We start from the raw sequence: 17458 nt of genomic DNA, 5'->3' as shown, positions 1-17458 counted from the left end.
AAATCCGAAAGGGGGCTGGTTGTCATGACCAACCCAGCTATATCAATTGCCGCGCGCAGGTCCGCACGCTGGCTCCGCTTTGGACCGGTGCTGCTAGGGACCTGCGGCATCCTCGGGTTCCTGCTCGTCTGGCAGGTGGCAGCCGTGTCCGGACTGGTGGATTCCCGACACCTGCCTCCTGCCACGGAAGTCCTGGAGCGGTTCGTTGCAAACCTGGCCTACTCCCAGTTCTGGGTTGCCACCGGTCACACCCTCCGCGCCTGGCTTCTGGGCCTGCTGATCTCTGCAGCAGCAGGACTCGTACTGGGCGTGGCAATTGGTTCAAACGGGTTCCTGGTGAAGGCCACCCATTCGACAATCGAGTTCCTGCGCCCCATCCCCGCCGTGGCGCTAATCCCGATTGCAGCGCTGTTGTTCGGGCCGAGGCTCGGTTCGGAACTCATGATCATCATTTACGCCTGCTTGTGGATCGTGCTGATTCAGGTCTTTTACGGCATAGCTGACCTGGACCAGGTTGCCATGGATACCGCTAATACCCTCGGCCTGACATTTACCGAACGGGTCCGCTACCTCATCTTCCCGACACTGCTGCCGTTCTTCATGACCGGGCTGCGGCTGGCAGCCACGGTGGCCCTTGTGCTGGCCATCAGCGTGGAACTCATTGTGGGAACGCCCGGCCTGGGCCAAGAAGTCGCTCTGGCACAGATTAACGGATCAGCGCCGGCAATCTTCTCGCTGATCATTACCAGCGGCCTGCTGGGAATCATCATCAATACCCTGATGCGGTTCGTGGAGCGAAAGACCCTGTTCTGGCACGAATCGGTACGCGGAGGAAAAACGGCATGATCAACGTCCTGAAAAAGACCGGCTATTTACTCGGGCTGCCACTGATCCTCATTGCTTTCTGGGTCATCTACACCTCCGTAACCACGAACTTCTTCATTCCGGAACCGGCAACCCTCGTTGAGCGGTTCTTCAGTATCTGGTTCGCGGAACGTTTCCTTTCAGACGTCGTGCCCAGTGTGGTCCGGCTGCTGGCCGGGCTGGTGCTCTCCATCGTGATCGGCGTGAGCGTCGGTGTGGTGATCGGGTACGTTCGGTGGATCCGCTGGCTCTTCGAGCCGTTGTTCGAATTCATCCGGGCGGTCCCGTCCACCATCCTGATCCCGGTGCTGCTGCTGCTCATCGGTATCAACGACGCCATGAAGATCACCCTGATCGTCTTCAGCTGTGTCTGGCCGATCCTGCTCAACACGGTCGCTGGAGTCACTTCCATCGACGAGGTGCAGCAAAACACCGCCAGGGTGATCGGGCTGAAGGGATTCGAACGGATGCGCTACCTGGTCCTGCCTGCGGCCTCGCCACAGATCATGGCCGGCATCCGCCAGAGCCTGGCTGTCGCGCTCATCCTGATGGTCGTATCCGAAATGTTCGCCTCAACGGACGGCATCGGACACTGGACCATTAACTTCCAAAACCGCGTAGCCATCCCGGAAATGTGGAGCGGCGTACTCCTCCTGGGCATCATCGGCGTCGCGCTGTCTGCAGTCTTCCAAATGATCCAGAAGCGGACACTCGCCTGGTACGAAGGATTGAAGGAGAACCAAAATGACTAACGCAACCAAAAAGGTCCGCCTCGAAGTTGACCAGCTGCAAAAAATCTACCAAACCAACGCCACGGAGTTCGAGGCGGTGCGGTCCCTGACCTTCAACCTGCACGACGGTGAATTTGCTTGTCTCGTCGGTCCATCCGGCAGCGGCAAGACCACGCTGCTGAAGTGCATTGCCGGCCTGATGCGGGCCACCGCCGGCCGTGTTGTCCTGGACGGGCAGTCCGTCAACGGTCCGGCCAAAGGCATGGCGGTGGTGTTCCAAGAGTATGGCCGAAGCCTGTTCCCGTGGATGACTGTTGAAGCAAACGTGAATCTGCCACTGAAGAGCGCCGGGGTCCCGAAGGCTGAACGCAGCCGCCGTGTGGCCGAGGCGCTGGAATCGGTTGGACTTGAGGCTGCCGGCGCCAAGTACCCGTGGCAGCTCTCCGGAGGTATGCAGCAGCGCGTTGCCATTGCCCGCGCGGTAGCCTCCCGGCCGAGCGTGCTGCTCATGGACGAACCGTTTGCCGCCGTTGATGCCCAGACCCGTGCAGACCTCGAAGACCTGGTGCGGCGGATCTGGAAGGAACACAACATGACCATCCTGTTCGTCACCCACGACATCGATGAGTCTGTGTACTTGGCTGAGCGCGTGCTGGTGCTTTCAAGCTCGCCGACGGTCATCCAGAACGACATCACCATCGATCTGCCCCAGGTACGCGACCAGCTTGTGACCCGGTCCGACGCCCGTTTCGGGGAACTGCGCGCCGAGGTCTACGAACGTGTGCAGTTCGCGAAGACCAATGTGACCGGTCAAAGTGAACCGGCGCGGCTGGAAGAGGCTTCGGCATGACGGCCGCAAGCACCGGAGACCTGCTCACCACGCCTGACGATCTGTTTTGGCAGGAACATTCGGAATCCATCACTGAGTCTGACGAAGAGCTGCTCCGAATCGTCGGCAGCGCCGACCTCCCAGCGCTGCTCGCAGCACTGGCCGCGGCAACCGCCGACACCTCCTTCCTCAGCGGTGACCTGCGTCCCCCGCTGACACCGGTTGACACCGTCGGCCACCCGCACGGAGGCATGACCCCCCTGCAGCAGGAACGCGGGAGGAAAGTCGCCTTCGCCGCACTGAAGAGGCTTCGCGACGAGGGAATCACCCGTGCCCGGATGCTCAGCGAAGCCGAAACAGACACCATCCTGGAGTATCTGGGCAATGGGCACACTGAGTGGGCAGGGATGCTCCGCCACGAACTGGATCTGGCGCCGGACAAGAACGGTGCGCCCGACTGGAGATTCGAAGATGTTGCTGCGGGCCGGGACTTTACTGCGCTGATTGTCGGGTCCGGAGTCGCCGGGCTGGCCGCCGCGCACCGCTTCCGGCAAGCCGGGGTCCCGTTCGCCATTATTGAGGCAACGGACCGGCTCGGGGGCACCTGGCAGAAGAACCGTTATCCCGGTGTCCGGCTTGATACACCGACTTTCGGCTACACATACTCCTTCGCCCAGCGCACGGACTGGCCTCAGCAGTTTGCCGAGGGGCACGAGATCAGGGAATACCTGGAAACCGTAGCCGAGCGGTCCGGTGTAGCCTCACTTATCGAGTACGGCAGCGCCCTGATCAGCGCTGAGTGGGACGGCGACGCCGGCGCCTGGTCGGTAACCACGGAAACCGCCGCCGGAACGCGGCAGGTTCGCCAATTCAACGCCGTCATCACCGCCACCGGTCAGCTGGATATCCCCAACATCCCGGACTTTCCCGGGCAGGCCTCCTTCACGGGGACGGCAGTACACTCCCAGGAGTGGGACGAAAGAACCGACTGGCAGGGAAAGCGTGTGGCTGTCATCGGCACCGGCGCCAGTGCCTACCAGATTGTTCCTGCGATCTGCGCCGGTGTTGAGAGGATGGTTGTCTTCCAGCGCAGTGCACCGTGGATGCTGCCCGCCCCCGCCTACCACAAGCCGATGACCGAGGTCTTCTCGTGGCTCAGCAGGAAAGTGCCGCACTACGCACAGTGGTACCGGCTATGGGTGACAGTCCTTGGCATCCCCGGACGTTTCCACACAGTCAGGGCGGAGAAGGACTGGCCGGGGGCTCCTCTGAGCGTCTCACCCAGGAACCAGCAAGTGCGGGATGAACTGACGCGCATCCTCGGCGAGCAGTTCAGTGGACATCCCGAACTGCTCAAGCATGCCGTACCCGACTATCCGCCGGGTGCCAAAAGGATGCTGCGTGACAACGGCGTGTGGGCCAAGGCCCTCACCTCGAAAAACGTCACGCTGGAAACCTCCCCGATCCGGGAAATCACTCCCACCGGAATCGTGACCGCAGACGGAACCCACCACGAGGTGGACGTCATTGTTTATGCAACCGGTTTCCGTCCCTCCGAATACCTCGAAGGAATCGAGATCAAGGGGAAGGAAGGCATTGAAATCCATGATGCCTGGGACGGTGACGCCCGCGCCTACAACGGCGTGACGGTACCAGGCTTTCCGAACTTCTTCATGGTTTACGGCCCCAACGTTGGCGGCGTCGTGGCGGGAAGCCTCCACTTCATGCTCGAACGCGCGGGAGAATACGCCCTCAAGGCCATACGGGAAGTCCTGGAACGGGGCATCAAGGCAGTGGACGTCCGGCCGGAGGCCCTGGATAGGTTCGTCGAATGGGTGGACACAGAAAACCGGCAGATGGCGTGGGGGCAGCCTTACGTGCGCACCTGGTACCAGAACAGCCGCGGCCGGGTCTCGCAGATTTGGCCCTTCACCAACGTGGAGTACTGGGAGGCGACCGAGTCGCTTGACCCGGAAGACTATGATTTCCTCGCTTAGGCATCACCGCTGGACGCGTCGGAGGAAGTCCGCCCTGGCCCCGTCCAACCGACCGAAGGCAGAAGACTCAGTGGGAAGGGATAACGGTGACACGTAGGAGCCACGCCCATCAAAGCACCCCGGGCAACGAGAAAGCGATCCTTGACGCGGCCCTGACCCTTGCGGTCACAGCCGGATATGAAGGCACAACCATGGCCGAAGTGGCTCGGCTTTCCGGCCTGCCCGTTGGATCGGTTTACTGGCACTTCAACAACAAGGAGCAGCTGTTCTCCGAGCTTATTGAGTATTGCTTTAAGCAGTGGAAAGTGGACCATACGGGTCCGACGAACCGGGACCTCCTGAGGCGGAGTATTGCAGGTTCCGCCGGAGGATCGGTCGATCCCGAGAACAGGGCTGAAGCGTTTTGGGTCCTGGCCCTGCTGTTTGCGCTGGAAAAGAGGCTTGCCGGAAACCTGGCGCGGGAAAAGTACCTTCAGGTCCGCAAGCAGATGTTTGAGCTGATGGTTGAACGGGTGGAACCGCAGGTACCGGCCTCGGTCCTGAAGGAGGACCCGTCGTTTGGACGAAAGATGGTGGTACTCGGACGTGCACTGACGGATGGGTTCTACATCGCTGCCTCGTCGGGTGACGAGATCGATTTCCACGAGTTTGCCGACCTGTCAGCATCAGCCGTCGAGGCACTTATCCAGCGGCGTGCTGCTGAAATAGAAAGGAAGATCGGTGGATCCGAACAGTAAGGTAGCGGTCGTCATCGCCGGCGGTTCAGGCATCGGCGCCGCCGTGGTCCGCGAACTCTCGGACCACGGATACCGGATAGCGGCGCTGTCGCCGTCAGGCAGTGCCAAAGCCCTGGCGGAGAGTCTCGGCGGCGTCGGAATGGCGGGCTCCAACCGCTCGGAGGAGGACCTGCGGTCCATTGTGAACCTGGCACTGGCGCAATACGGCCGTATCGACACCGTCATTAACGGATCCGGACACGGAGCCTCAGGCCCCGTGCTGGAACTGACGGATGCTGACTGGGAAGACGGCATGAATGCGTTCCTGATGAATGTGGTCAGGATGGCCCGGATCATCACGCCGCACTTCGAAGCCGCCGGCAGCGGGTCAATTGTGAACATCTCCACGAGTTCGCCGCTGGAACCCAATCCGCGTTACCCGGTCTCGGCAACGTTCCGCGCCGCACTGGCAGCCTTCACCAAGCTCTACACCGATGAGTACGGTCCCCTCGGTATCCGCATGAATAACGTGCTTCCCGGGTTCACCAAGGAGAACCCGGAAACAGTGGCGCCGGAGTGGACCCAGCGCATCCCGCTTCGCCGGGCAGCCGCAACCAGCGAGGTGGCCCGGGTGGTCAGGTTCCTGGCCGGGGAGGACGCCAGCTACATGACCGGTCAAAACATCCGGGTCGACGGCGGATCAGCGCGGTCGGTCTAAGGCTGCCGGCCTCCTGCCGGGCAGCTCATCAGCCTGCCGGACGCGGCACGGCTATGCCCGAATCCAGCACGACGCGGACTGTCGCTTCGTAATGTGAGCGCAGGAGTCGCGTCAGCTCCTCAGCGTCCCGCGCCAGCGCCGCCGCCAGGATATCCCGGTGCTCTTTCTCAACATCCCGTCTGCCCGGTTCCACATGGGGGGCGGCCCAGCAGCGGTAGAGCTCGGTGGCGTCGGAAAGGTCAGAGGCCAGTTTCAGCATCGGCTGGCAGGCGCAGGCTTCGAGCAACTTGAGATGGAAGGCTTTGTGGGCCTTCTGCCACGCCGGATCAACATGGGAAGGGTCCTCGGCCGCACGCCGGGGAATGCGTGCCAGCTGGTGGTGGACCGCCATCACCTCCGATTCCCACACCACGTCTCCGCGGGCCACGGCCAGCCGTGCGGCGAGCGCCTCAGTCACGCAGCGCAGTTCGGTCAGGTCCTCCAACTCCTGGATGTCCAGTTCACGGACGAAGAACCCCCGGTTCGGCAGGGATGTCACCAAACCGTCACCGGCCAGCCTGGCCAGGGCCTCCCGGACCACGGTGCTGCTCGCGCCCAGCCGTTCGGCCAGCGCCGCCGGCTGCAGCCTCGTGCCCGGACCCCACTCACCCCTCAGGATTTCTTCCCGTATCCATTCGATTGCCTGGGGTCCTGCTTGTGCCATGACTTCCTCCCTCTTTCCAAACGATTCTGCCCCATACTGAGGGCTTTGTCGGATTATTAGACAGATAATATATTTTTCTTGACGAGTAGGTTATTTGCTGCCTAGTGTGGTTGTGATCAGTCCCACACGGCACCTGTAGGGCCCGCCCGATACAGGGCCCTGCTCCAGCCCCCCAAGCCAAAGGATGGCCATGCACTACGCAAGTTTCGTTTCGCCGGAAGGAACCCCTTCCTGGGGCATCGTCGAGGATGCCAAGGTCTACGACCTGGGCCCCGGCGGCCTGGACCTCGCCCCGACGCTTTCCGACGCGGTACGGGAAGGCATTTTCGGAACTGTCTCACGCGACCAGTTCGCTGCCGCCCCCGCTGTCGACGAGGCGGATGTCCGGTTCCTCCCACCGGTTACGAAACCGGAAAAGATCATCTGCATCGGTGTGAACTACCGCAGTCATCAGGAAGAAACCGGCAAGGTGGAACAGAAGGCACCCACAGTCTTCACGCGTTTCGCCGATACACAGATGGGCCACCTTGCTCCGGCCCTCATGCCTGCCTCCACTACCCAGTTCGACTACGAGGGTGAAATGGCCCTGGTCATTTCCCATGACGCCTGGCAGGTGCCCAAGGAAGAGGCATTCGACTACGTCGCCGGTTACGGTGCCTACAACGACTTCTCCGTGCGGGACTGGCAGCGCAACGCCTCACAGTGGATTCCGGGCAAGAACTTCCCGGGGACCGGAGCATTCGGACCCTATCTGGTTCCCGCCTCCGATATCGAAGACCTCGACTCCATGGTCCTGCAGACCCGGGTCAACGGTGAGGTCCGACAGCAAGCTGCTCTCGGTGATCTCTACTTCTCCATCCCCGAACTCATCGAATACGTCACGGGCTTCACCAAGCTCTCGGCCGGCGACGTCATTGTGACTGGAACCCCCGGAGGAGTCGGTCTCTTTATGGAGCCTCAGGGCCTGCTCAGCGAGGGCGACGTCGTGGAGGTTGAAATCACCGGACTAGGTGTCCTCCGCAACACGGTCCAGCGCAGCGAATAACCGGCAGGCATAAGGGAGGAGCGACATGGATCAGCACAGCGAAACAGATGTCCTGGTAGTCGGGGCCGGTCCGATCGGCATGACGGTGGCTGCCCTGCTGGCTGACTACGGCGTGAACGTGGTGCTGGCCGAGAAGCAGGCCACCACCAGTGACGCGCCACGGGCCATCAGTGCGACGGACGAGACACTGCGCGTCTTGGCGGAGATCGGTGTGCTGGACCAGCTTCTTCCCGAAATGCTGACGGACACCGGGGCGCGGTATTTCGGCCGCAAAGGGCAGCTCCTGGCCGAGGTGCGCCCCGGCCGGCCGCGCCTCGGACAACCGGGCAAATCCCAGTTCGATCAGCCGGTCATGGAATCCCTCCTTCTGGAAGCCGTCAGAGGCCGCGATCGGATTGACCTGCGCTTTGAATCCGAGGTTCTCGAGGTGAGGGACCGTGGGAGCTACGCCGAATCGGTCATCAAGGATGCCTCCGGAGTCAGAACGGTTCGATCTCAGTGGGTTCTAGCCTGCGACGGCGGCAAGAGCCCCGTCCGCACCCAGCTGGGAATCCCGCTGCAGGGCAGTACCCAGGCACAGCAGTGGATTGTGGTCGACATTGCCGGCTCGAAAGTGAAGACCGAGAAATTTGCCGAGTTCCACTGCAACGGCAAGCGCCCGGTTGTTCAGGTCCCCGGAGCGAAAAGCCGGCGGCGGTACGAATTTATGCTCCTGCCCGGCGAGAGTGCCGAGGAAGTTACTGCCCCGGCCTTTATTGCGGGGCTGGTGGCACCCTTCGAAGCCGTCGAACCGCAGAATATTCGCCGGGCCGCCGTATATGTGGCCCACCAGCGCATTGCCGGCGCGTACCGCAAAGGGCGGGTGATCCTCGCCGGCGACGCGGCGCACCTCATGCCGCCGTTTGCCGGGCAGGCGCTCAATGCAGGCATCCGGGACGCGGCCAATCTGGCCTGGAAAATCGCTGCGAGCGTAGTAGACGGTGCGCCGGAGGCTCTGCTCGACAGTTACGCCCAGGAACGCAGGCCGCACACCGCGGAGATGGTCAGGCTTTCCCATCTCATCGGCAGGGTGGTGATGGCAACAAACCCGGCGGCCGCCGCGCTCCGGGATCAGCTGATTGCTGCCACCTCGTTGCTGCCGCCGCTGAACCGCTGGATCACTCAGATGCGGTTCCTCAAGCAACCGCATTACAGCACGGGGTGCCTCGTCCCGCCGGGAACAGAAGTTCCTAAAGCGGCGGCAGCCACCGTGGGCACAGCACTTGCTCAGCCACTGGTCCGGGATGAGAACGGCGAGGAAAACCTTCTTGACGCGGTGCTCGGACGAGGCTGGACGCGGCTGGACTTTTACGGCGGGAACCGGATCGGCATTGCGCCCATCGGAACCGGCGATGCAGGGCGCCGTCCGGGACAGGTCACCGACGTCGGAGGCGCTTTCAGCACGCTGCCTGCGGGTACATCACTTATTGTCCGCCCCGACCGCTACGTGGCAGCGGCCTGCAGGTCCGGCAGTGAGCACACAGCACTGGAAAAGCTGGCCGTGCTGGTCCCGGGGCTGCGCAGGGCGACCCATGGAGCCGACAGGAATGTTTAGCGCAATCAACGGGCGTATCAACCTATCTAAGGAGCTACACACATGTCATGGGGCTTGATCAGGGAAATGGGCCATGTGTCCATCCAGACCACTGATGTTGACGCAGCGGTGTCCGACGCGACCGGGCTGCTTGGCCTGCGGGTCACCGAGGTAGCAGGACGTGAGACGTACCTGGCGGCATCGGCAGTTCACCATGAACTGGTGTACGTCGAATCGGATACCAACGGCATACACTCGCTGGGCCTGGTGGCCCGGGACGGTGACGCCCTGCGGGAAATCCGACGCCGGGTGGAAGCTGAGAACCTGCCCATCATCAGCGAAAAACCTGTGTCCGCCGGCGTGCAGGACGGTTTCAGTTTTGTCGGCCCGGAAGACTGGGTATTCGACATCTACACCGATTTGCAGGCCAATGAGGTTGGAGCGCTGTCCTTCGGGCCGGACCGCTACGGCCACATCAACTTCCACCCCCGCAACGTCCGGGCCATGATGGAGTTCCTGGCGCGAGTGCTGGATTTCCGCCTCTCCGACGTCATCGGAGACGATTACGCGTACTTTATGCGGTGTAATCCGGACCATCATGGCATCGCGCTCATCCAAGGGAAGGGAACTTTCCATCACCATGCCTGGCAGACCCAGTCCATCGCGGACCTCGGGAAGTTGGGGGACCGGCTCAACAGGGTTGGGCGGGAGCTGATCTGGGGCCCCGTGCGTCACGGCGCAGGACACAATATTGCCGCCTATTACGTAGAGTCTTCGGGTGCGGTCGTGGAACTCTACACGGATCTGGAACAAATCTACGATGACGCCCGTCCACCCGTTAAGTGGGGGGCTCAGGATAACTGGTGGAACATGTGGGGCTCTTACCGCCCTGAAGAGTTCCGCTCCTTTGGGATCCCACCGGTCTCCGGACGGCGCTGAACAGGCACGCGGGTTAGGGCAGAGGCCGGGCCGGCCCGCCCGCCTAGCGCAGGTTGTGCCGCGTCGGCGGGCCGGATTGCGTCGGCCTCCCGGGCGGACCGGCGGGCCGCCCGGCCCAGCCAGGCCCCGGCGGACAGTGCACCGAGCCCGCCGGCGGCCAGGTCGCCCATCGTGTCCTGATAACCCACGTTGATGCTCTGGTCCACGAAGGTGTAACCCCACCACTCGCCCAGCTCCCACAGAACGCTCACGGCCAGCCCCAGGCAGAACACCAGGACAGGAATGGCCCCGGCCGGCGGCGCAGCCCGGCGGGCCGGCATCGGAACCGCGCCAAGCCGGGACAGCAGAAGGTAGACCATGGCGGCAATGACAGCTGTGGCAGTGAAGTGCACCGGAAGGTCCCACCAGCCCACCCTCGCGTAGAGGTCCAGGACACTGCTCCAGGCCGCACCGAGCAGCGTCAGCCCGTACAGCCCGTCAAAGACCCGGGGGATCTCCAGGGACCGGGACACCAGGGTGCCCATCAGGACCAGCAGGAACAGGGCCACATCCACGGGACCGTGCCAGAGGGCGGCTGCCGTGAGGCTGAGCAGGCAGGCAGCCCGCACGGCGTCGGCAAAGTACTCTCCGGCACCGGCGGGCCGGCGGAGGAGTGTGTCGATCATGCAATCACGGTATCGCAGCCCGGGCTACACTTCCTCCATGCCTGCCCTCCTGCCCGCTGTCAGCGTGGTGATTCCCTGCCTCAACGACGCCCCGGCGCTGGCCGCCTGTCTGGCCTCCCTCGCTGGACAGACGGTGCAGCCCTTCGAGATCGTGGTGGTGGACAACAACAGCACCGATGACAGTGCCGCCGTGGCCCGCCGGCGCGGAGCCCGCGTGGTGTTTGAGCCGGTGCCCGGCATCCCGGCCGCCGCAGCCGCCGGATACGACGCCGCCCGCGGCCAGATCATTGCGCGCTGCGACGCCGACTGCGTGCTGCCCGCGGATTGGATTGCGAGAATAGCTGAAACCTTCGCCGCCGATCCGTCCCTGGCTGCGCTCTCCGGGCCGGGCCGGTTTTACGGTTTTCCCCGTCCGCTGGGAGGGCTGCTCAGCGTGCTCTACCTCGGGTCCTACTACCTGGCCATGGGCCTGGCCCTGGGCCACCTGCCGCTGTTCGGCTCGAACCTCGCGCTGCGTACCTCGGTGTGGCACAAAATCCGCGGGAAGGTGCACCGGGAGGATCCCGAGCAGCACGACGACGTGTGCCTGAGCCTGCATCTGGGCCAGGAGTACCGCTGTCGCTTCGAGCCGACGCTGGTGGTCGGAATGGCGCCACGGGCAGTGATCGGCGGCGCCAACCTGGTCCGCCGTTTCCGCCGCGCCTTCCACACCCTGTGGGCGCATTGGCCCGGGGAGGCTCCGTGGGTGCGCTGGCCCCGCCGCTTCACCGGGCACGGGGAGACCGGGCACGGGAAGAACAGGCCTGCTGAACCTACCGCTCCGGGGGATACAGCAGGGGCAGCTGCAGCACCAGCCACGGACTGAAGGCCCACGGTGCCAGGCGCACGGATTCGGCCAGCTGGAGCGGATCGACCCAGTTCCAGTCCATCACCTCATCGGCTGCCGGCACCGGATCGGCGTCGGTGACGGCGGTGTACACCGGACAGATTTCATTTTCCACAATGCCCGAGGCATCCACGGCACGGTAGCGGAATTCCGGAACCCGCAGGGTCAGGTCCTCAACGCGCAGGGCCAGACCCAGCTCCCGGTCCGCCCGGCGCAGGACGGCGTCGGCGGTGGCTTCGCCGGGGCCGGGATGCCCGCAGAAGGAATTGGTCCACACTCCGGGCCAGGTCAGCTTGCCCAGGGCGCGCCGCGTGACCAGCAGCTGGCCGGCCCGGTTGAACACATGAGTGGAAAACGCCAGATGCAGGGGGGTATCAGTGGTGTGCACCGTGGATTTTTGCTGCGTTCCGACGGGCTGCCCGTCCGGATCCACAAGTACCACCAGTTCCCCGCGTTGCGCCATTTCTCCTCCTCATAGTCACCGTGTTTACTTGACCCTATGGAGACTGAACCCCTGCTCGACCCAGCCATCGGACACGAGCAGGTCGAGAGTGTCCTGCAGGCATATTTTGGCCAGGCGAAGCTTCGCGCAGCCAAAGTCAGTCCCAGCTACCTTAGCCTCTGGGAAACACTGGAGGCGTCTACGGCCGGCGGCAAGCGGGTCCGGCCCGGAATCCTGATGACCGCCTACCAGCATCTGGGCGGCACCAGCCTCGAGGCCGCCGCCCGGGCGGGCGCGGCCTTTGAGCTGCTGCACACGGCGCTGATCATCCACGACGACGTGATTGACCTGGACTTTGTGCGCCGCGGCCATGACAACGTGTCCGGGGTGTACCGGGCCCGTGCCGAGGAGGCCGGACAGACGCCCGAGGCAGCCCGGCACCGCGGCATGTCGGCCGGAATCATTGCCGGTGACCTGGTGCTCTCCGGCGCCTTCCGGATGCTGGACACCGTTGACACGGATCCCGCCACCCGGCTCCGGCTGGCGGAGATCCTGGACGAGGCAGTATTCGCCTCCGCTGCCGGCGAGCTGATCGACGTCGACTTCTCCGTCTCCCCGGGGGCGCCGCCGGTGGCCGAAATCCTGGACATGGAACGGCTCAAAACAGCCGTGTACTCCTTCGAAGCGCCGCTGCGCGCCGGGGCGGTGCTCGCCGGAGCGGACGACGACGTCGCCGCCGCCCTGGGGCGCTTTGGCCGGGACACCGGAATCGCCTACCAGCTGGTGGATGACCTGCTGGGAGTCTTTGGGCAGGAGAGCGCCACCGGAAAATCGAACCTGAGCGACCTGCGCGAGGGTAAACGGACGGTCCTGATTTCCCATGCCGCCCAAGGCCCGCACTGGGACGAGCTGTCACACTTGATTGGGTGCCCGGAGCTGACGCCGGCCGAGGCCGACCGTGCCCGCGAACTGCTGGTCCTCTCCGGTGCCCGCGACTTCGCCCGAACCCTGGCCGACGAGCACGCGGCCCGGGCCCGGACCCACCTTGACTGTCCGGCGGTTCCCCCGGCGCTGCGCCAGGTCCTGGAGCACATTCTCGACGGCGCCGTGAACCGGGGACGGTAGGCGATGGCCCGGGAAGCAGGCCTGGCGCTCTACAACAAGGTCGCGGTCCAAACGTCCTCCGTGGTGATCCGCTCCTATTCCACATCCTTCGGGCTGGCGTCCCGCCTGCTGCAGCCGCGCACCAGGCTGCAGATCGAGACCATTTATGCGCTGGTGCGGCTGGCCGATGAAATAGTCGATGGGGTGGCCGCCGAGGCAGGGCTGGCCCCGGCCGAGGTCGCGCGCCACCTCGATGCGCTGGAGGCAGACACCGCGCAGGCCCTGCGCACCGGGTACAGCGTGAATTTGGTGGTCCACGCCTTCGCCCTGACGGCCCGCAGCACCGGCATCACCGAGGACCTGACGACCCCCTTCTTCCGGTCCATGCGCGCAGACCTGGAACGGACCGAACACACGCCGGAATCCTTCAACGACTACGTCTACGGGTCAGCCGAGGTGATCGGGCTGATGTGCCTGCTCTGCTTCCTGCAGGGCAGCGAGATCGACGACGACCGCGCCAAGCGCCTGAGGGAAGGTGCGCAACGGCTGGGAGCGGCCTTCCAAAAGGTCAATTTCCTCCGCGACCTGGCCGATGATTTCGACACCCTGGGCCGCAGCTACTTCCCCGGCATCACCGTCGCGGCGTTTTCCGAGGCGGACAAGCACCGGCTGCTGGATGACATCGACACAGACCTGCAGGTCTCCGGCGCCTCCATCACCGAGCTGCCGCCGCATGCCCGGCCGGCTGTCGCCCTGGCACAGGAACTGTTCTCCGAGCTGTCCCGCCGGCTGCGTGCCACCGGGGCCGAGCAGCTGCGCAGCACCCGCATCCGCGTGCCTAACCCGGTGAAGCTGCGCATCGCCGCCGGAACCCTCTATACCCACCGCTTCCGCCGTCCGGCGCCGGGAAGCCCCACCGCCGGAAGGCAGCAATGACCCGCAGGAGAGCATCCGCACCACCGCGCACCGCCGTCGTCATTGGCGGCGGGATCACCGGCCTGGCCACTGCAGCCCTGCTGGCACGGGAGGGCCTCGAGGTGACGGTCCTGGAAAAGCAGCCGGTGGCCGGCGGCCGGACCGGGTCCTGGCAGAGCGCGGGGTTCAGCTTCGACACCGGACCGTCCTGGTACCTCATGCCGGAGGTGTTTGATCATTTCTTCCGGCTGCTGGGCACCTCCGCGGCCGAGCAGCTGGACCTGGTGAAGCTGGATCCGGGGTACCGGGTACTGTTCGAAGGCTCCCCGGATCCAGTAGACATCGCGGCCACCCGCAGCGAAAACGTGGCACTGTTCGAGTCCCTCGAACCCGGCGCCGGAGCCAGGCTCGAGAAGTATCTGGACTCCGCCGTCGACGTTTACGACATGGCCAAGAAACGCTTCCTCTACTCCACCTTCGCATCCTTCCTGCCGCTGCTGCGCCCCGACGTGCTCAAGCGCGGCCCGCGGCTGGCCCAGCTGCTGCTCCAGCCGCTGAGCTCGTTTGTGGCAGGGAAGTTCACCGATCCGAGGATCCGCCAGATCCTGGGCTACCCGGCCGTGTTCCTCGGGTCCTCCCCGTTCACCACGCCCAGCATGTACCACCTGATGAGCCGGCTCGACCTGGCTGACGGGGTGCTTTATCCGATGGGCGGCTTCACCCGGATCATCAGCGTCATCGCCTCGCTGGCGGAGGACGACGGCGTGAAGATCCTCACCGGCTCCACCGTCACCAGGATCCGCACCACCGCTTCCCCATCCCGCACCGGCTCGTCGTCCCGACGGCGCCCGCGGGCCACCGGCGTGGACTACACCGATGCGTCCGGGCATCCGCTGTCTCTGGACGCCGACCTGGTGGTCTCCGCCGCCGACCTGCACCACACCGAAACGGCGCTGCTGCCCCGCGAACTGCAGACCTATCCCGAGCGTTACTGGAAGCACCGCGTCCCCGGCCCCGGCGGCCTGCTGCTGCATCTGGGCGTCCGCGGCGAGCTGCCGTCCCTGGCACACCACACGCTGCTGTTCACCCGGGACTGGAAAGAGAACTTCGAGAAGATCTTCGGCAAGCACCCCTCGGTGCCGGATCCGGCGTCGCTCTATGTCTGCCGGCCCAGCGCCACCGACCCCGAAGCCGCGCCCGCCGGTCACGAGAACATCTTTGTCCTGGTCCCGGTGCCCTCGGATCCCACGCTGGGCTCCGGCGGAGTCGACGGCGGTGGAGACCCTCGCATCGAGGCCATGGCTGACGCCGTGATCGCGCAGATTTCCGCGTGGGCGGATATCCCCGACCTGGCCGAGCGGATCACTGTCCGGAAAACGGTGGGACCGCAGGACTTCGTGCAGGATCTCAACTCCTGGCGCGGGACCCTCCTGGGCCCGGCCCACGTGCTCAAGCAGAGCGCGTTCTTCCGCGGCTCCAACGCCAGCCGCAAAGTGGACGGGCTGCTCTACGCCGGGGGCTCCACACTGCCCGGCATCGGCCTGCCGATGTGCCTGATCAGCGCCGAACTGGTACTCAAACGGCTCCGCGGCGACACCAGCACCGAAGAGCTGCCGGTTCCGGGGAACGCGGTTCCGGGCCGCGGGAGCGGAGCCTAGTGGGTTTCCTCTACCTGTCCCTGCTCCTGGCGTCGATCGGCTGCATGGCGCTGCTGGATCACCGGTTCAAGCTCTTCTTCTTCGCCGACGCCCGCCGTGCCACCCTGGTGAGCATCATCGGCCTGGTCTTTTTCCTGCTCTGGGACCTGGGCGGGATAGGCCTGGATATTTTCTACCGCGGCGAAACCCCGATCATGCTCGGCCTGGTCCTTGCCCCGCACCTGCCCGTCGAGGAGGTCTTCTTCCTGGCCTTCCTCTGCTACCTGACCATGGTGCTCTTCGGCCTGGTGTCGCTGGTGCTGCGGCGTGCCACGGGGCAGAAGACGGCACGACAGGAGACGAACCGGTGACGTACTGGGCGCTCAACGCCGTGTTCCTCGTGCCCGCAGCCGCCGTGCTGGCCCTGGCCCTGCTGCGCCACCGCGCCAAGGGTGCGCCGGCCGCCCTGGCGGTCACCGCCGTCGTGCTCCTGGTCCTGACCGCCGTGTTCGACAACGTGATGATCGCGGCGGGACTGTTCAGCTACAACCCGGACCGGATTTCCGGTGCCTTCATCGGCAGCGCTCCGCTGGAGGACTTCGCCTACGCCCTGGCGGCCGTACTGCTGCTGCCAGGGCTGTGGATGCTGCTGGGCAAGCCGGCCGGAACCGGCCGGGCCGAGCAGCCGGACCCGGCCCGGCACGATCACCACCCCGCAGAACCCGAGGAGAAGCCATGAGCACGTCCACCCGCACCCCGGCCTCCACCCTGCGGATGCTGCTGGTCTCGTCCCGGCCGTTGTCGTGGGTGAACACGGCGTATCCGTTTGCGGCGGCGTATCTGATCTCCACCGGCGGGATCGACCTGGCCTGGGTGCTGGGCACGCTGTACTTCCTGATCCCGTACAACCTGGCGATGTACGGCATCAACGACGTGTTCGACTACGAATCCGACCTGCACAACCCGCGCAAGGGCGGGATGGAGGGTGCCGTCCTGGACCGCGGCTTCCACCGGGTCACGCTGTGGGCCGCCGCCGCCACCAATGTTCCCTTCCTGATCGCGCTGGTCCTGCTGGGCAGCCCGTTGTCCTGGCTGGTGCTGGCGGTCAGCGTGTTTGCGGTGATTGCCTACAGCGCGCCCGGACTGCGGTTCAAGGAACGGCCCTTCCTGGACTCGATCACCTCCAGCACGCACTTTGTTTCCCCGGCGGTGTACGGGCTGGTGCTGGCCGGCGCCGTCTTCACTCCGGGGCTGTGGGCGGTGCTCGGCGCGTTCTTCCTCTGGGGCATGGCCAGCCAGGCCTTCGGGGCGGTGCAGGATGTGGTCCCGGACCGGGAGGGCGGCATTTCCTCCATTGCCACAGTGCTCGGGGCGCGGGCAGTGGTGCGGATTGCTGCCGCCGCGTATTTGGCCGGCGGCCTGCTGATGCTCTTCACGCCGTGGCCGGCCACCCTCGGGTGCCTGCTGGCGGTGCCGTACATCCTGAACCTGCTGCCCTTCCTGAACATTTCCGACGCCGATTCGGAACAGGCCAACGCCGGTTGGAAGCGGTTCCTCAAGCTGAACTTCCTCACCGGTTTCCTCGTGACCATGCTGATCATCTGGTACTGGCCCTCGCGCTGACCCGTTTCCCTGCTGCCCCTCGACGGTTTCGCTCCGGTTTGTGCAAATTCGACCGGTTTGGGAAATCCCTC

Annotated in this window: 19 protein-coding genes; 16 read left to right on the top strand and 3 right to left on the bottom strand. The window is 64.7% G+C overall.

Annotated elements, in window-relative coordinates; all coding sequences use genetic code 11:
- Nucleotides 1–24: 24 nt before the first annotated feature.
- The 6 genes from KKR91_RS13985 to KKR91_RS13960 all read left to right on the top strand — a co-directional run bounded on the left by KKR91_RS13985 (nucleotide 25) and on the right by KKR91_RS13960 (nucleotide 5855).
- On the top strand, nucleotides 25–846 hold the full coding sequence (locus KKR91_RS13985) for an ABC transporter permease (RefSeq protein WP_210227883.1): 822 nt from the start codon (nucleotides 25–27) through the stop codon (nucleotides 844–846).
- Nucleotides 843–1616, top strand: a complete 774-nt coding sequence (locus tag KKR91_RS13980) for an ABC transporter permease (protein ID WP_237688226.1) — start codon at nucleotides 843–845, stop codon at nucleotides 1614–1616. The genes KKR91_RS13985 and KKR91_RS13980 overlap by 4 nt, the downstream gene beginning before the upstream one ends.
- Nucleotides 1609–2445 carry an ABC transporter ATP-binding protein gene (locus KKR91_RS13975; protein ID WP_210227885.1) on the top strand — a complete coding sequence of 279 codons (837 nt, stop codon included), beginning with the start codon at nucleotides 1609–1611 and terminating at the stop codon, nucleotides 2443–2445. Before KKR91_RS13980 ends, KKR91_RS13975 begins: the two co-directional genes overlap by 8 nt.
- The gene (locus tag KKR91_RS13970) at nucleotides 2442–4421 is read left to right on the top strand and encodes a flavin-containing monooxygenase (protein ID WP_210227887.1); all 1980 of its coding nucleotides are present in this window, start codon (nucleotides 2442–2444) and stop codon (nucleotides 4419–4421) included. Before KKR91_RS13975 ends, KKR91_RS13970 begins: the two co-directional genes overlap by 4 nt.
- Before the next feature lie 86 nt (nucleotides 4422–4507).
- Nucleotides 4508–5158 carry a TetR/AcrR family transcriptional regulator gene (locus KKR91_RS13965; protein ID WP_210227890.1) on the top strand — a complete coding sequence of 217 codons (651 nt, stop codon included), beginning with the start codon at nucleotides 4508–4510 and terminating at the stop codon, nucleotides 5156–5158.
- Nucleotides 5142–5855 carry an SDR family oxidoreductase gene (locus KKR91_RS13960; RefSeq protein ID WP_210227892.1) on the top strand — a complete coding sequence of 238 codons (714 nt, stop codon included), beginning with the start codon at nucleotides 5142–5144 and terminating at the stop codon, nucleotides 5853–5855. The genes KKR91_RS13965 and KKR91_RS13960 overlap by 17 nt, the downstream gene beginning before the upstream one ends.
- Before the next feature lie 28 nt (nucleotides 5856–5883).
- Here the strand turns inward: KKR91_RS13960 and KKR91_RS13955 are convergent, their stop codons facing one another.
- Entirely contained in the window at nucleotides 5884–6558 is a 675-nt protein-coding gene (locus tag KKR91_RS13955) for a GntR family transcriptional regulator (RefSeq protein ID WP_210227893.1), read from the bottom strand.
- 190 nt (nucleotides 6559–6748) lie between these two features.
- Between KKR91_RS13955 and KKR91_RS13950 the strand changes: the two genes are divergently transcribed.
- Genes KKR91_RS13950 through KKR91_RS13940 form a run of 3 tightly spaced genes read left to right on the top strand, consistent with a single transcriptional unit; the run spans nucleotide 6749 to nucleotide 10115 of the window.
- On the top strand, nucleotides 6749–7603 hold the full coding sequence (locus KKR91_RS13950; protein ID WP_210227895.1) for a fumarylacetoacetate hydrolase family protein: 855 nt from the start codon (nucleotides 6749–6751) through the stop codon (nucleotides 7601–7603).
- 25 nt (nucleotides 7604–7628) lie between these two features.
- Nucleotides 7629–9197: an FAD-dependent monooxygenase gene (locus tag KKR91_RS13945; RefSeq protein ID WP_210227897.1), complete on the top strand. Its 1569-nt coding sequence runs from the start codon at nucleotides 7629–7631 to the stop codon at nucleotides 9195–9197.
- 42 nt (nucleotides 9198–9239) lie between these two features.
- Entirely contained in the window at nucleotides 9240–10115 is an 876-nt protein-coding gene (locus tag KKR91_RS13940) for a VOC family protein (RefSeq protein ID WP_210227899.1), read from the top strand.
- Here KKR91_RS13940 and KKR91_RS13935 read toward each other — a convergent pair.
- Nucleotides 10058–10780: a DUF2238 domain-containing protein gene (locus KKR91_RS13935; RefSeq protein WP_210227901.1), complete on the bottom strand. Its 723-nt coding sequence runs from the start codon at nucleotides 10778–10780 to the stop codon at nucleotides 10058–10060. The genes KKR91_RS13940 and KKR91_RS13935 overlap by 58 nt on opposite strands.
- 37 nt (nucleotides 10781–10817) lie before the next feature.
- Here KKR91_RS13935 and KKR91_RS13930 point away from each other — a divergent pair, with 37 nt between their 5' ends.
- Entirely contained in the window at nucleotides 10818–11645 is an 828-nt protein-coding gene (locus KKR91_RS13930) for a glycosyltransferase family 2 protein (protein WP_210227903.1), read from the top strand.
- On the opposite strand, the gene idi is transcribed toward KKR91_RS13930, so the two are convergent.
- Nucleotides 11593–12129, bottom strand: a complete 537-nt coding sequence (gene idi, locus KKR91_RS13925; RefSeq protein ID WP_210227905.1) for an isopentenyl-diphosphate Delta-isomerase — start codon at nucleotides 12127–12129, stop codon at nucleotides 11593–11595. The genes KKR91_RS13930 and idi overlap by 53 nt on opposite strands.
- Before the next feature lie 36 nt (nucleotides 12130–12165).
- Here idi and KKR91_RS13920 point away from each other — a divergent pair, with 36 nt between their 5' ends.
- Genes KKR91_RS13920 through KKR91_RS13895 form a run of 6 tightly spaced genes read left to right on the top strand, consistent with a single transcriptional unit; the run spans nucleotide 12166 to nucleotide 17387 of the window.
- Nucleotides 12166–13233: a polyprenyl synthetase family protein gene (locus KKR91_RS13920; protein WP_210227907.1), complete on the top strand. Its 1068-nt coding sequence runs from the start codon at nucleotides 12166–12168 to the stop codon at nucleotides 13231–13233.
- 3 nt (nucleotides 13234–13236) lie between these two features.
- Nucleotides 13237–14148 (top strand): phytoene/squalene synthase family protein, encoded by a 912-nt coding sequence (locus tag KKR91_RS13915; RefSeq protein ID WP_210227909.1) that lies wholly within the window; start codon nucleotides 13237–13239, stop codon nucleotides 14146–14148.
- Nucleotides 14145–15785: a phytoene desaturase family protein gene (gene crtI / locus KKR91_RS13910; RefSeq protein WP_210227911.1), complete on the top strand. Its 1641-nt coding sequence runs from the start codon at nucleotides 14145–14147 to the stop codon at nucleotides 15783–15785. The genes KKR91_RS13915 and crtI overlap by 4 nt, the downstream gene beginning before the upstream one ends.
- Entirely contained in the window at nucleotides 15785–16135 is a 351-nt protein-coding gene (locus tag KKR91_RS13905) for a lycopene cyclase domain-containing protein (protein ID WP_210227913.1), read from the top strand. Before crtI ends, KKR91_RS13905 begins: the two co-directional genes overlap by 1 nt.
- The gene (locus tag KKR91_RS13900; protein ID WP_210227915.1) at nucleotides 16132–16503 is read left to right on the top strand and encodes a lycopene cyclase domain-containing protein; all 372 of its coding nucleotides are present in this window, start codon (nucleotides 16132–16134) and stop codon (nucleotides 16501–16503) included. The genes KKR91_RS13905 and KKR91_RS13900 overlap by 4 nt, the downstream gene beginning before the upstream one ends.
- Nucleotides 16500–17387, top strand: a complete 888-nt coding sequence (locus tag KKR91_RS13895) for a prenyltransferase (protein ID WP_210227917.1) — start codon at nucleotides 16500–16502, stop codon at nucleotides 17385–17387. Before KKR91_RS13900 ends, KKR91_RS13895 begins: the two co-directional genes overlap by 4 nt.
- The last annotated feature ends 71 nt before the right edge of the window (nucleotides 17388–17458 follow it).

Source organism: Arthrobacter jiangjiafuii (assembly GCF_018622995.1).
Lineage (GTDB): Bacteria > Actinomycetota > Actinomycetes > Actinomycetales > Micrococcaceae > Arthrobacter_B > Arthrobacter_B jiangjiafuii.
Note: the sequence above shows the minus strand (reverse complement) of the source record. Positions and strands in the feature narration are given on the sequence as shown.